The sequence below is a fragment of the Candidatus Pelagibacter sp. PS_23 genome, from assembly GCF_059417905.1.
Window position 1 is genome coordinate 763,620 of the sequence record NZ_CM182071.1, and the last position, 13,615, is coordinate 777,234.

A 13,615-nucleotide genomic window follows, 5' to 3' on the forward strand; every position below is an offset into this window, starting at 1 on the left:
TTTAAGATTTTGTATTAGAAACAAACTATATGATCAATATTAATAGGACGCTTGATACCAAATTTTTCATCTACTTCATGTTGATGAATATGGTGGGAATGGACAAACACTGGTATTAATTTATTACTTGTAGTTTTAAGGGTGTAGATAAAATTTGTTCCCCTAAATTTTCTATCTACTACTTCTAATTTTAAGTTACTTTGATCATCATGTTCTAGATCTTCAGGCTGCAATAAAAGTTGAACTTCAGACCCTTTTGGATAATGTTTTATAAAATCTCCAGTTATTGTTCCAAGATCATCATTTTCTAAACTATTTTCACCTGTAACTTTTGCTGGGATTAATATGCCTCGATTTAAAAAATTAACCACCTCTATTGAGTTTGGAAAATGGTAAACATTATACGGATCATCGTATTGTTTAAGTTGACCATCTAAAATTATTCCACATTTTGTTCCCAAATAAAAAGCTTCGTATGAGTCGTGCGTTACAATAATTGTTGTAATTTTATGTTCTGTTAAAATTTGCTTTAATTTAACCTGTATTTCTTCTTTAAAGTTCTGATCAACATTTGAAAGAGGTTCATCTAATAACAATAAATCAGGATTAGATAGCAAAGACCTTGCTAATGAAGCTCTTTGAGCTTCTCCAGAACTTATCTGATGTGGATATTTATCAGCAATGTGTTCGATATGAAGAAGCTTATTTATTTCATTTAAATTTAAGCCTTTCTTCTTCTTTTTATTTCTATCAGCACCAAATTTTATATTTTCTAAAACCGTATAATGGGGAAAAAGTGAATTGTCTTGAAACCCCATAGAAATATTTCTATTTTCAGGTTCAATATGAGTTTTATCAGATGATAAGATTTTATTTTTTAAGATAATCTTTCCTGATTGTATTTTTTCCAAACCTGCAATTGTTCTAAGAATAGTAGTTTTACCAATACCTGATGGGCCTAATAAACAAACAATGTCTCCTTGATTTTCGATTGTAAGAGACACATTATTTACTTTGCTCTGAGCACTTGCTGCAAATGTTACATTATTTATTTCTAAAAAATTTTTTGTCATAATTTTAATCCTTAAGGATATATCTAGATGTAATTAAAATAAAGCAACTTGCAATAAGAATAAGCAGTAATGATGGGGCCGCTGCAGCTTCAAGTAAATCTTGGGAAGCATAAATGTATGCTTTTGTTGCAAAGGTTTCAAAATTAAATGGTCTCATAATTAGAGTAATGGGTAATTCCTTAATTATCTCTATAGTTAACAAAATACCTATTAATAAAACAGAATTCTTTAAATAAGGAACATGAATATTTTTAAATGTTTTAAGTTTTGAATAACCAAGAAGATAAGCACTTTCATCTATAGAATAATTAATCTTTAGGTAGCCAGATTTAATTCCATTATTTGCTAAGGAATAAAATCTTATAAAGTAAACTAAAATCAGACCAAAAATTGATCCAATAAAAATAGGTTTAATCGTTTCTGTTCCAAGATAATTAATCATATTGAGATCTAACCATGAAATAAATGTTATAAAAGCAACTGCTAAAATAATTCCAGGTATTGCATATCCAGAAATAGAAAATGTATTTAATGCTTCTAAAAATTTACTTTTTGAAACTCTGTTTCCATAGTTTGAAATAAAGGCTAATAATATTAATAAGCAACACGATAAAAAAACTAACAACATTGTATTTGAGAATAATTCAATTAAATTTAAATCTAAAAAGTGTTTTGGAAAAATAATTGTCCAATATAACATTTGAAAAACTGGAAATAAAAAGCTTAAGAAAAATACTAACGTACAAAATAAAAACGCTAAAATTGATTTATAATTATATAAATGAACTACAGATTTTGATTTAAACCCTCCTTTTGATGATGTGTGATATTGAGCTTTTTTTCTAGATAGATTTTCTATAACAAAAAGTCCAAGTATAAAAATTAACAAGTAAGATGATAACCTGTTTGCTAAAGTAAGATCGTCAAAAGATATCCATGCATTATAAATACCTGTTGTTAAAGTCGACACTCCAAAAAATGAAACAGAACCAAAATCTGATAAGGTCTCCATCGCAACCAACGAAAGGCCAGCAACTATTGCAGGTCTTGCTGAAGGTAAGATTATCTTAAAAAATGATTTTTGCTTAGAAAAGCCAAGGTTTTTACCAAGTTCTATTAAGTTTTGTGACTGATAATGAAATGATGCTCTAGTTAATACGTAAATATAACCAAATAACGAAAATGATATTGAAATTATTGCGCCTAACATTCCATCAAACTTTGGAATATGAGCGTTGTAATTTCCCTCGCCCAATAAGTTTTTTAAAATTGAAAAAGCCGTTCCATAGTTTTCAAAAAAAGCAGTTAATGAATATGCATAAATATAGGCTGGTACTGCAAAAGATAGGATTAAAGCCCATTTAAAGAAATTAACACCAGGAAATTTATAAAATGAAACTAAATAAGCACAACCAACTCCTATAATAAAAGTTAAGGTTAAAACACCTGTCAAAAGTATTAATGAATTATAAATATAATCTAAAAGAAAAGTATTTTTTAAAACTGTTACATAGCCTCCAGTTGTTTCAAAGAAACTACTGAATACAGTTATAATGGGTACAGCTACAATTATGGATATGACAAAAGAACTAAAATACCAAATGTTAATCTTATTACCCATTTTTTAACAACGCACTAATAACATCAAGCAGGGTAATTAACTTAATATTAAAAGCGCGCTGTGTTATAACCTCTTTATTTCCACTTCGCGTTAAGCATTATCTCTAATGCGATAGCTTGATTTTTTCCGTAATTAGCTACTTTAGTTTTAAGGTCTTGTTTAAAATTAAACCCCATTTGTGTAATTAATCCATGAGGCTCAACACCTTCAATCATTGGATATTCATACGTATTATTAACAATATGTTGTTGAGCATCTTTAGTTAATAAAAACTCTAACAGTTTAATTGCGTTATCTTTATTTGGAGCATATTTTAATATTCCACCTCCACTAATATTCATATGTGTTCCTCTATCACCCTGATTTGGGAAAAATGGTAATACTTTTTTTGCAGCCTCTTGTTGCTCTGCACCTTTACTACCAGAAAGCATAAGTGCGTAATAATAAGTATTTGCAACAGCAATATCAGCTTCGCCAGCTGCTACAGCTAAAATCTGAGCTCTATCATTTCCCTTTGAGTCTCTAGCCATATTCTTAACCAAATTTTCTGCCCAAATAGTAGTTCTCTCTTTTCCATTATTATCTATTAATGAAGCTACTAGAGATTGATTATAAATATTATTAGATTGTCTTATAACAATTCTACCTTTCCACTTAGGATCAGCAAGACCTTCATAAGTCAATCCATTAAGATCATTGTCACTTACTCTCTCTGGAGAGTAATAAATTATTCGTGCTCTTTTAGCTATTCCTGTCCAATTTTTAGATCTAAAGTTTGCCGGTACTGCAGATTTAATTGCTGGCGACATAGAGTTTTGAAACATCCCTTTTAAATCGAAAAGTCCTAACTTTCCAGCATCAGCTGTAATATAAAGATCAGCTTTTGAATCTTTTCCTTCTTCTATAATTCTTTTTTGAAGAGATTTATCTTTGCCGGATATGACATTCACTTTAATTCCAGTTTGAGATGTAAATTTATTGTAAAGCTGGATATCTGAATCGTAATGTCTTGCACTAAAAACATTAACTTCATTAGCTAAAGTCATGCTTTTAAAAAAACTCAAGGTTAATATAATAAGTATAATTTTTTTCATTTTTTCCTTTATTTTTTTACCCTTGATTAGTTTAGAATGCTTATTATTAACATTGCGAATGATTATCAATCGCATTTATTGACGCAATTTACAAGGTATTATTTAAGTTAATATCAGGATAAGCAAATTACTTAGAAAAGACATGAATGCATAAAACCCTATAAAGAAATTGCAGTACATTATTGAAACAGCCCGGTTTCTAACTCTTCTTTTTCTTACAAATGGCTTATCATCAAGGTCTGAAACATCTCTTTCTCCAATTACTTGATAGTCATATGACCAACGCCATACAGAATTACCAAAACGTTCATCTGTCTTATTGTAGTAGATAATCCAAGCAACAATGTATCTGTGAGAAATATAAAGAATGACTAAAAGTATACTACTTATAAGCATCTAAATATATAATCATATTTAGAAAGGTTATTAAAGACTAATTAAAACTGCTCAGATTCTGTTGATCCTGCCATAGCAGTTGTAGAACTTTTTCCACTACTTATGGTATTTGAAACTGCATCAAAATAAGATGTTCCAACTTCTCGTTGGTGTTTAACACTTGTATAGCCATCTTTTTCTCTAGCAAACTCAAGCTCTTGGATTTTAGAATAAGCAGTCATTCCTTCTGTTTTATATTTTTCAGCAAGTTCAAAAATTGCAATATTTTGAGTATGAAATCCTGCAAGAGTTATAAATTGGAATTTATATCCCATCTCACTAATTTTTTGCTGAAATGTTGCAATCTCAGCATCTGATAAATGCTTTTTCCAATTGAATGAGGGGGAGCAATTGTAAGCTAATAATTTACCAGGAAACTTTTTATGAATTGCATCTGCAAACTTTTTTGCCTCTTCTAAGTTTGGTGTTGCAGTTTCACACCAGATTAAATCTGAATAAGGCGCGTATGCTAAACCTCTGGAAATTGCTTGATCAATTCCGTGTTTAACATAATAAAAACCTTCTGGTGATCTTTCACCAGTTAAAAATGGTTTATCATTTTCATCAAAATCATTCGTAATTAATTTTGCAGCATTAGCGTCAGTCCTTGCTAAAATTATTAAGGGTACATCTGCGATATCCGCTGCAAGTCTTGCAGCTTTTAAGTTTTTAATCATAGTGCCAGTTGGAACTAAAACTTTTCCACCCATATGGCCACATTTTTTTTCGCTAGCTAATTGATCTTCAAAGTGAACTCCAGCCGCACCTGCTTTAATAAATTTTTTTGCTAATTCAAAAACATTTAATGGACCACCAAAACCTGCTTCACCATCTGCAATAATAGGCAACATATAATCTGTTCTATCTTTTGATTTCATTTCACCATCTTGTAATTCCATATGCTGAATTTGATCTGCTCTAATTAATGCATTATTCATCGACTCAACTAATTTTGGCGCACTATCATATGGATATAAGGATTGATCTGGATACATTTCACCAGCCGTATTTGCATCAGCTGCTACTTGCCATCCACTTAAATAAATTGCTTTTAATCCAGCTTTTGCATGTTGAATAGCATGGTTTCCCGATAGAGATCCCAATGTATTAATATAATTTTCTGAATTTAACAAATCCCATAATTTTTTGGATTGGTGTTTACACATAGAGTATTCAATTTTAAATGAACCTCTTAATCTCTCAACCTCTTCTGGGGTATAATCTCTTTTAATTCCTGCAAATCTTTTTAAATCGTATGAGATGTTCTCAGCACTCATTTAGTCCTTTACTGTTATGTTGTGAAAATATTTTAAGTGAACGAATTAATTACTGTCGTTGATTTGATCAACTAAAGCATCCATTCCACTTGAGCCCCAATCACAGTGATCATCTCTCATATAAATGCCTTTTGCATTATATTGAGAAATGTCTTCTTCTCTTATGATTTGAGCTTCATTTTCAGTATTTTTAATTTTATCGTCCATGTAAACTTTATAATTTACTAAATTTACAAATTCCAACAAAATCGTTAAAAACCTTGTAAAACAACATAATTTATTGTAAATTAAAATTTACAAAATTTACAAATAACTTATATGAGTCAATTAGATATTAAAATAGGTCCAAAAATAAAAGCTTTTAGAAGGCAGTTAGGACTGCAAGCTAATAAACTTTCAGAGGATCTAGGAATTTCTCCAAGCTATTTGAATTTAATTGAAAGTGGAAAAAGAAAAATAGATGGAGATTTATTACTTAAGGTTTGTGAAAAATTAAATATTCAACTTTCAGACTTAACTTCAAAATCAGATATTAATTTAGAAAATACAATTTCAGAAATTTTAGATGATAAATTATTTGAAGACTTAGATATTCTTGGTCCTGAAGTTAAAGACCTTGTTGGCACAAACCCAAAGATCGGTAGAGCCCTTGTTAGATTAGGAGATATTCTTAAAAAGAAAGATCACGAACTAATTGATAAAATAGAAAAAATTTCAGGTAAGATAGTGGATAATAGAAAAAACTCTTTTCCTGGCGAAGTAATATCTGATTTTCTTCAACAGCATAAAAACTATTTTCCAAAATTAGAAGAATTTGCAAATAAAGTTTTTGATAAAATTCAAAAAAATAATAGAACTCGATATATTGCGTTATGTGAGTATTTAAATAAAGAATATTCAATTACAGTAAAAGATATTTTACCTGAAGAAGGAAAGCCTTTTTCTAAAATCTATAATAAGAGCAAAAAAGAACTTTTGTTAAGTGATTATAGTTCCCTAGAAACAAAAAAACTTCATGCAGCAGCTCAGATAGCTCAAGAAGGAGCAATGAAAGATATTGATATTTATTTATCAAAATTTTCTTTTCCATCAGATGAGTCTAAAAAATTAACTAAAGTTGCATTATTGAATTATTGTGGTGCTGCAATTTTAATGCCTTACAAGCCCTTTCATGCTGAATGTAAAAAATTAAAATATGACTTGGAACTTTTACAAAATACATTTGCAACTTCTTTTGAGCAAGTTGCTCACCGTGTAACATGTTTACAAGACCCAAAATTACCTGGAATTCCTTTTCACATGTTAAGAGTTGATATGGCTGGAAATATTTCAAAAAGATTTTCATTATCAGGAATTGATATACCAAGATATGGTGGTGCATGTCCTAGATGGAATGTTTATTCAGCCTTCACAAGACCCGGTGTTATTCAAGCAGCAGTTAGTAAAATGACTAATGGTGAAAAATATGTGTGTATTGCAAGAACAGTTGAAAAAGGTGTCGGACGATTTGGTCAATCAAAAAGTATTTTATCAATTGGACTAGGTTGTGACGCAAAGTATGCAAAAGATTTTGTGTACACTGAAAACATTAATGTAAGTGATAAAACTACAGAAATTCCCATTGGTGTATCTTGCAGAACTTGTGATAGATTGGATTGTCCACAAAGAGCGTTTCCACCTTTACACAAAAAATTTGATGTAGATATCAATTCTAGAGGTGTTTCAGTTTATGTTAATGATAAGTCTAGTTAATTAAGACTTCCAATCACCAATTTTACTAAACAAAAAGTTCCTAAAAGCGGTTATTCTTGCTGTGTTTTTAAGTGATTGAGGATAGACAAAGTGAGCCTCTGTTATAGGTCCTTCCGAACTAGGAAGTACTTTTATTATATTATTTGAATTTGAAACTAAATACTCTGGAAGTGCTGCAAGACCTACACCAGCTTCAACTGCTAAAAGTAAACCCATAACACTATTAACTTTCATTACTGGTTTTCTTTTTTTACCATCTTTAATTCCAAGTTTTAAAGCCCAATCTGGATCATAGACAGGAGATGGTGCTCCTTTTCCAAATGAAATGAATTTATGTTTATTAAGGTCTGAAATAGTTTTAGGCATCCCATGTTTTTCTAAATATTTATTAGAGCCATAAATATAATATTTTAGATCAACTAATTTTTTTTGAATATAATTAAGCTGCTTAGGTCTTCTCATGAAAATACCTATATCTGCCTGTCTCGTACTTAAGTCTAATTCCCTATCTTCAAAAATTAATTCAATTTCTATTTCAGGGTTTAAAGTCATAAATTCTTGAATACGAGGTGTTAACCAGTGGGTACCAAAACTTCTAACTGTTGTAATAGTTAATTTACCAGTTGGTTTATTTTTTTGATCTCCCAGGGTTGATTCAACCTCTTTTAATTTACTAATTACATCATGAGCTGTTTTAAATAAATATTCACCATTTTCAGTTAATGTAAGACCTCTTGCGTGTCTTTCAAAGAGTTGTACTTTAAGATCTTGTTCTAAAGATTGAATTTGTCTACTAATTGCTGACTGACTTAAGTTTAGGTTTATTGTTGCGTTAGTAAAGCTTCCCGCTTCTGCAACTGCATGAAATATTTTTAATTTATCCCAATCCATTATTTATTAAGGTCAACAATATATCGTCCAGATGTCTCACCTTTTAACATTTTTGGATATATGTCTATTAAATCTTCTAAACTCACAGTTTTAATTGATTTTTCTAATTGTTCAAAATCAATAAGACTTTTAACTTCATTCCAAACAAACTCCCTTCTTTTAATTGATGCTGTAACCGAGTTAATTCCCCAAAGTTTAACACCTCTAATAATAAAAGGCATAACTGTTGTATTTAATTTATAATCAGAGGCGTTTCCACAGGCTGCAACAATTCCATTGTCTCTTGTTTGTGCAAGCGCATTAGCAAGTATCTTTCCACCAACAGTATCAACAACACCGTCCCATAAACCTTTGTCTAATGGTCTAGCGTCTTTATCTAAATCTGCTTTATTTATTATGTTTTTTGCACCTAATGATCTTAAATATTTTTCATTTTCTGCCTTTCCAGTAACAGCTGTAACATCATAACCAAATTTATTTAAAATCATCACTGCAATACTTCCAACACCACCGGATGCACCAGTAACTAAAACATCTTTTACTTTTTCACCTAACAAAAGTTCTTCTCTAGCTTTGATTGCAAAAGAACATAATAATGCTGTTAGTCCAGCAGTCCCTAAAATCATTGCTTGTTTAGATGAGATATCTTTTGGTTTTTTAACTAAGTAATCTCCATTAACTTTAGCAAACTGAGAATAACCACCAAAGTAAATTTCACCCACTCTCCAACCTGTAAGGATCACTTCATCTCCTTTTACAAATTTTGAATTATCACTTTCTAAAACAGTACCTGCAAAATCAATACCTGGTATATGTGGAAATTCTTTTACTAATTTTGCCCCATTATTTAAAATAAGTGCATCTTTATAGTTTAAGTCTGAATAATCTACTTGAACAAGTACATCACCATGTTTTAAAAATGATTTATCTATTGATTTTACTTCTCGTGTAAAATTTTCACCTTCTTGATTAAGAACTAGTGCTTTAAAATTATCCGACATGCTTTTCTCCCTTAGGAAGGTTACTTACTAATAAATCTTAAATATCTATTCTGAATACTTAAATCTTTTTTAAATTCTCCTAAGAAATAATTTGTAACTGTTGTTGCATTTTCTTTTTTAATGCCTCTCATTGTCATACATTGGTGTGCTGCATCAATTGTAACAGCAACTCCTTTTGCATCTAATGAATTCATTAAAGCTTGAGCAACCTGCATTGTTAATCTTTCTTGTGTCTGTAATCTTTTTGAAAAAACTTCTACTACTCTTGCAAGTTTACTTAAACCTACAACTCTTTCATTTGGAATATAAGCAACATGTGCTGTACCAACTATTGGTGCCATATGATGCTCACAATGACTTGATACTGAAATATTTTTTTCAACAACCATGTCGTCATAACCTTCAACATCACCAAAGGTTTTCTCTAAAATTTTTTCAGCATCTTCAGTATATCCACCAAAATATTCTTTAAATGCTTTAACAACTCTTTTGGGAGTTTCTAATAACCCTTCTCTACTAGGGTCTTCACCCATCCAAGTTAAAATAGTTTTAAAAGCCTCTTCAGCTTCTTTGTCAGAAACTTTTTTGGTATCTAAAATCTTGCTATCTGTGTCTTCGACTAATTTCATAAGGCAACTTTATACAGTAAATCATTGTTTTTAAAATATTTAATATATCTAACAATATGCTACATAATTACCTAATTATGTTTAAAAAAAGAGAAAATATAGTTGAAATCGAGGAGGGCAAACTCCTTTCACCAAAATTTGATAATGATGGATTAATTCCAGTTATTACAATGTGTTCAAAAACTAAAGATGTTTTGATGCATGGTTACATGAATGTTGAAGCTTTTAAAAAAACCATTGAGACTAAAGAAGCTCATTATTTTAGTAGATCTAGACAGCAAATTTGGCACAAAGGCAAAACTAGTGGCTTTACTCAAAAAGTAACTGAAATTAGAATTGATGATGATCAAGACTCTATTTGGTTAACGGTTGATATTGGAGATGGTTCAAGCTGTCATGTTGGTTATAGATCGTGTTTCTATAGATCAATTCCACTCGGCCCAATTGAAAATGGTAGAGAAATTGAAATGAAATTTGAAGAAAAAGAAAAATCATTTGATCCAGAGGTTGTCTACAAAGGCCAACCTAATCCTACAAAAATTTAAATGAGTGACAATCAAAAAAATGTTCTAGGTGAGGATCTAGAAGAATGCTCTAACGATCCTTTAACAGGGTGGTATAGAGATGGCTGTTGTAGTACAGATGAAAATGATCACGGCGTTCATACGGTTTGTGCAAAAGTTACAACAGAATTTTTAGAGTGGTGTAAAGAAGCTGGGAATGATTTAATAACTCCTCATCCTGAATTTGGGTTTCCAGGTCTAAAAGCTGGAGATGGTTGGTGTGTATGTGCTAGTTGGTATGCAAGAGCTGCTGATGCTGGAAAACCATGCCCTGTTTATTTAAAAAGAACACATGAAAAAACTTTAAAGCTTGTTTCAATGGAGGTTTTAAAGAAAAATGCTATTGATTTATCTTAATTAATTTAATTATCTTTCATTAAACTTAAATTATAAATACGTGCAGAAAATTTAGATAAGTTGTTTAGGGTGTTTTTTTGTACGTCTAATATTTTTTTTTGGTAAACTCCTGTTATAGAATAATGTTTTTTACTATCTATTGTTAAAAATTTTTGTTTTAATAATACATTTAATTTTCTAATAACTGTAGCTCTTGGGATACCCGTAATATCTGAGATAGACATTGCGTTAACACCTACTTCATACTTTTGCTCAGCAAAGAAGTACTTTTCTAAGTAAAATTCTTTATTCATTTCACTATTATTATTTTTTTTTGAGTGCAAAGCGTGATTGACTAAACAAATGCCATGAACATGAAAGGATTCTAGATCGCCATAAACTTTTTTAAATCCTAATAACATAGGCATTTGCATTTCATAATAAAGTTTCCAAACAAATGAAAAATATTCCTTGCTTGTTTCTGTTAAACGTTCTCTGCTGAATGGTTCTGATATTATCCCTTCTTCAACACATATATTTGAAAGAGTTGATAAAAATCTCGTCATTCTTTTTATTGTTTCTTCAGGTTTAATGCTTGGCCAAGTGTTTCTATCAATTATAATCTTTCTATTTACTCTTTTTATTACACCGATTTCTTCTAATTCATTAATTTTTCTTCTAGTAGTTTCTTTTGGTATATTAAGTGATTTGGATATCTCTATTACATTTATTGTTTCTATTTCAACCTCATTTTGATCAAAATACTCCTCATAATTTAACTTCACAAAATTCTTTGAATAAGCTTCAAATGTGTTCATTAATAAATGCATAATGATCATAAATTTTTCATAATCATGAAAAGTTCTGTAAACATTATTAACCCAAGCTAATTGTAGTGGTATCCAATCAGGCATTATCGAAACAAAGTTTTTCTCAATTACTTCTAGTATATCCTCACTGTGGATTTGCTTTGATACTTCGGGTAATAATTTCTTCATAAAATTATATTTCCACCCAAAATGGACATGATTTAAGCAAGAGTCAACCCAAAATGAACATCTAGTGATTTGTGTCGTTTGTATTTTGATGGTTTATTATCTGCATGAGTGCTGAAAAAATAAGTTCTACAGAGTTAAATGATCTTCCTCCTTTAGCAACCCCTGAAAAGAGTGAGGAAGTTTCATCATCTGGAAGAGTAGATATTAATATTCTTTTAAATAGAGCTAGAAAAGAAAAAGAAAAAGAAAATCTAACAAACCTAGTTTTTGTTGGATTAACGTCTTGCTTAATTATTGTTGCCGGTATTATCTTATCCTTTTAACTACATATTTCCATATTTAGGCCCACCACTTCCTTCGGGTGTTACCCAAGTAATATTTTGAGAAGGTTCTTTAATATCACAAGTTTTGCAATGAATACAATTTTGAGAATTTATAACAAATTTATTTACACCATTTTCATTTTGAACTTCATAAACGCCTGCGGGGCAATATCTTTGAGCAGGTTCATCAAATTTTTCTAAAGTATAATTTATCGGTAAGTTCGGATCTTTTAATTGTAAGTGTACAGGTTGATTATCAGTGTGATTGGTTCCTGTTAAATAAACAGAACTTGTTTTATCAAATGTAATCACATTATCTGGTTTAGGGTAATCAATTTTTGGCATTTCATTTGCTGGTTTTAATGTTTCATGGTCAGCATGCTTATGTCTTAAGGTAAAAGGTAATTTTCCTCTAAATAATATTTGATCAATTCCTGTAAATATTATTCCAAGAATTAAACCCCAGCTAAAACTTGGTTTAACATTTCGAGCTTGGTGGAGCTCCTCATAAATCCAACTTTTTTTAAATTTATTCTCATAAATTGATAAATCTTTATTTTCTTTTAAATGTTCGTTTATTGTTTCTGCAGCAATCATTCCACTTTTCATTGCAGTATGTGATCCTTTAATCTTAGGCATATTCAAAGTTCCCGCATCACAACCAATTAATAAAGCTCCAGGCATAAACATTTTTGGTAAACTCTGAAGTCCACCTTCAATTAAAGCCCTTGCTCCATATGAAATACGTTTTCCACCTTCAATTATCTTTTTAATTGCAGGGTGAGTTTTAAATCTTTGAAATTCATCAAACGGTGAAAGATGTGGGTTTTTATAATCAAGACCAATTACATATCCTAAAAAAACTTGTTTATTTTCTGCATGATACATAAAGCTACCACCATAAGTATTGTTATCAAGTGGCCAACCTGCAGTATGCATGACCATTCCCTCTTCATGATTTTTTTCACTGATTTCCCAGATTTCTTTAAAACCTATTCCATATTGTTGAGGATCTTTACCTTCTGATAAATTATATTTTTCTATTAATTGTTTTCCAAGATGCCCTCTACATCCTTCTGCAAACACAGTAACTTTTCCTAATAGTTCTATGCCTGGTTCAAAGCCATCTTTTTTATTTCCATTTTTATCAACTCCCATGTCTTGAGTTGCAACTCCCTTAACAGATCCATCTTCATTGTATAAAATTTCACTTGCGGGAAAACCTGGAAATATTTCAACACCTAAAGCTTCTGCTTGTTCTGCTAGCCATCTGCATAGATTTGCTAAACTAATTATGTAATTATTATGATTTTGTTGAACTGATGGAAGCAGCCATGTTGGCCAGCTTAATGATTTAGATTTTCCTAAAAATAAGAATTTTTCTTTAGAAACCTTAGTTTTTATAGGTGAATTAAGTTCTTTCCAGTTTGGTAATAACTCATCTAATGCTCTAGTTTCAAAAACATTGCCACTTAAAATATGAGCTCCTATTTCGGATGCTTTTTCTAGTAGGCAAATATTTAATTCTGGATCTAATTGTTTGAGTTTAATAGCAGTCGATAGTCCTGATGGGCCACCACCAACAATTACCACGTCATACTCCATTGCTTCTCTAGGCATAT

14 protein-coding genes are annotated in these 13,615 nt (G+C 30.5%); 4 read left to right on the forward strand and 10 right to left on the reverse strand.

The genetic code is table 11. The annotated features are described in order from the left end of the window. Window positions 1–14: 14 nt before the first annotated feature. The 5 genes from AC5SLY_RS04145 to AC5SLY_RS04165 form a co-directional block, all read right to left on the reverse strand. Window positions 15–1,073: an ABC transporter ATP-binding protein gene (locus AC5SLY_RS04145; protein ID WP_018414277.1), complete on the reverse strand. Its 1,059-nt coding sequence runs from the start codon at window positions 1,071–1,073 to the stop codon at window positions 15–17. Between the two features lie 4 nt (window positions 1,074–1,077). Next, on the reverse strand, window positions 1,078–2,694 hold the full coding sequence (locus AC5SLY_RS04150) for an ABC transporter permease (RefSeq protein ID WP_011282241.1): 1,617 nt from the start codon (window positions 2,692–2,694) through the stop codon (window positions 1,078–1,080). A 74-nt stretch (window positions 2,695–2,768) separates the two neighbouring features. Continuing rightward, a complete protein-coding gene (locus AC5SLY_RS04155) occupies window positions 2,769–3,788 on the reverse strand; it encodes a Fe(3+) ABC transporter substrate-binding protein (protein WP_011282242.1) in 1,020 nt (339 codons plus the stop codon). Window positions 3,789–4,225: 437 nt separating this feature from the next. Continuing rightward, window positions 4,226–5,500, reverse strand: coding sequence for an isocitrate lyase (gene aceA / locus AC5SLY_RS04160; protein ID WP_494598608.1), 1,275 nt, complete (start codon window positions 5,498–5,500; stop codon window positions 4,226–4,228). 45 nt (window positions 5,501–5,545) lie between these two features. Then, window positions 5,546–5,707, reverse strand: a complete 162-nt coding sequence (locus AC5SLY_RS04165) for a hypothetical protein (protein ID WP_006996654.1) — start codon at window positions 5,705–5,707, stop codon at window positions 5,546–5,548. Between the two features lie 111 nt (window positions 5,708–5,818). On the opposite strand from AC5SLY_RS04165, the gene AC5SLY_RS04170 reads away from it, so the two are divergent. Continuing rightward, window positions 5,819–7,252, forward strand: a complete 1,434-nt coding sequence (locus AC5SLY_RS04170; RefSeq protein ID WP_006996653.1) for a helix-turn-helix domain-containing protein — start codon at window positions 5,819–5,821, stop codon at window positions 7,250–7,252. On the opposite strand, the gene AC5SLY_RS04175 is transcribed toward AC5SLY_RS04170, so the two are convergent. Genes AC5SLY_RS04175 through folE form a run of 3 tightly spaced genes read right to left on the reverse strand, consistent with a single transcriptional unit; the run spans window position 7,253 to window position 9,773 of the window. Continuing rightward, window positions 7,253–8,143: a LysR family transcriptional regulator gene (locus AC5SLY_RS04175; protein ID WP_011282246.1), complete on the reverse strand. Its 891-nt coding sequence runs from the start codon at window positions 8,141–8,143 to the stop codon at window positions 7,253–7,255. Next, complete coding sequence (locus tag AC5SLY_RS04180; RefSeq protein ID WP_018414283.1) at window positions 8,143–9,144, reverse strand: oxidoreductase; 1,002 nt, start codon at window positions 9,142–9,144, stop codon at window positions 8,143–8,145. Before AC5SLY_RS04180 ends, AC5SLY_RS04175 begins: the two co-directional genes overlap by 1 nt. A 20-nt stretch (window positions 9,145–9,164) precedes the next feature. Continuing rightward, window positions 9,165–9,773, reverse strand: coding sequence for a GTP cyclohydrolase I FolE (folE, locus tag AC5SLY_RS04185; protein ID WP_006996650.1), 609 nt, complete (start codon window positions 9,771–9,773; stop codon window positions 9,165–9,167). Window positions 9,774–9,850: 77 nt separating this feature from the next. Between folE and hisI the strand changes: the two genes are divergently transcribed. Further along, window positions 9,851–10,318, forward strand: a complete 468-nt coding sequence (gene hisI / locus AC5SLY_RS04190) for a phosphoribosyl-AMP cyclohydrolase (RefSeq protein WP_041185798.1) — start codon at window positions 9,851–9,853, stop codon at window positions 10,316–10,318. Next, complete coding sequence (locus AC5SLY_RS04195; RefSeq protein WP_018414286.1) at window positions 10,319–10,693, forward strand: DUF2237 family protein; 375 nt, start codon at window positions 10,319–10,321, stop codon at window positions 10,691–10,693. It abuts the gene before it with no gap. A 5-nt stretch (window positions 10,694–10,698) separates the two neighbouring features. On the opposite strand, the gene AC5SLY_RS04200 is transcribed toward AC5SLY_RS04195, so the two are convergent. Continuing rightward, window positions 10,699–11,670 (reverse strand): hypothetical protein, encoded by a 972-nt coding sequence (locus AC5SLY_RS04200; protein WP_494598609.1) that lies wholly within the window; start codon window positions 11,668–11,670, stop codon window positions 10,699–10,701. 104 nt (window positions 11,671–11,774) lie between these two features. On the opposite strand from AC5SLY_RS04200, the gene AC5SLY_RS04205 reads away from it, so the two are divergent. Beyond that, complete coding sequence (locus AC5SLY_RS04205) at window positions 11,775–11,993, forward strand: hypothetical protein (protein ID WP_494587151.1); 219 nt, start codon at window positions 11,775–11,777, stop codon at window positions 11,991–11,993. Here the strand turns inward: AC5SLY_RS04205 and AC5SLY_RS04210 are convergent, their stop codons facing one another. Further along, complete coding sequence (locus tag AC5SLY_RS04210; RefSeq protein WP_494598610.1) at window positions 11,994–13,613, reverse strand: electron transfer flavoprotein-ubiquinone oxidoreductase; 1,620 nt, start codon at window positions 13,611–13,613, stop codon at window positions 11,994–11,996. It lies immediately after the preceding gene. Between the last annotated feature and the right edge of the window lie 2 nt (window positions 13,614–13,615).

What these genes read in the sequence shown, in the direction of transcription:
- AC5SLY_RS04165 (WP_006996654.1), bottom strand. Translation starts at nt 5,707, where the DNA reads ATGGACGATAAAATTAAAAATACTGAAAATGAAGCTCAAATCATAAGA.
- AC5SLY_RS04200 (WP_494598609.1), bottom strand. Translation starts at nt 11,670, where the DNA reads ATGAAGAAATTATTACCCGAAGTATCAAAGCAAATCCACAGTGAGGAT.
- AC5SLY_RS04195 (WP_018414286.1), top strand. Translation starts at nt 10,319, where the DNA reads ATGAGTGACAATCAAAAAAATGTTCTAGGTGAGGATCTAGAAGAATGC.
- AC5SLY_RS04145 (WP_018414277.1), bottom strand. Translation starts at nt 1,073, where the DNA reads ATGACAAAAAATTTTTTAGAAATAAATAATGTAACATTTGCAGCAAGT.
- AC5SLY_RS04175 (WP_011282246.1), bottom strand. Translation starts at nt 8,143, where the DNA reads ATGGATTGGGATAAATTAAAAATATTTCATGCAGTTGCAGAAGCGGGA.
- AC5SLY_RS04180 (WP_018414283.1), bottom strand. Translation starts at nt 9,144, where the DNA reads ATGTCGGATAATTTTAAAGCACTAGTTCTTAATCAAGAAGGTGAAAAT.
- aceA (WP_494598608.1), bottom strand. Translation starts at nt 5,500, where the DNA reads ATGAGTGCTGAGAACATCTCATACGATTTAAAAAGATTTGCAGGAATT.
- AC5SLY_RS04150 (WP_011282241.1), bottom strand. Translation starts at nt 2,694, where the DNA reads ATGGGTAATAAGATTAACATTTGGTATTTTAGTTCTTTTGTCATATCC.
- AC5SLY_RS04210 (WP_494598610.1), bottom strand. Translation starts at nt 13,613, where the DNA reads ATGCCTAGAGAAGCAATGGAGTATGACGTGGTAATTGTTGGTGGTGGC.
- AC5SLY_RS04205 (WP_494587151.1), top strand. Translation starts at nt 11,775, where the DNA reads ATGAGTGCTGAAAAAATAAGTTCTACAGAGTTAAATGATCTTCCTCCT.
- AC5SLY_RS04155 (WP_011282242.1), bottom strand. Translation starts at nt 3,788, where the DNA reads ATGAAAAAAATTATACTTATTATATTAACCTTGAGTTTTTTTAAAAGC.
- hisI (WP_041185798.1), top strand. Translation starts at nt 9,851, where the DNA reads ATGTTTAAAAAAAGAGAAAATATAGTTGAAATCGAGGAGGGCAAACTC.
- AC5SLY_RS04170 (WP_006996653.1), top strand. Translation starts at nt 5,819, where the DNA reads ATGAGTCAATTAGATATTAAAATAGGTCCAAAAATAAAAGCTTTTAGA.
- folE (WP_006996650.1), bottom strand. Translation starts at nt 9,773, where the DNA reads ATGAAATTAGTCGAAGACACAGATAGCAAGATTTTAGATACCAAAAAA.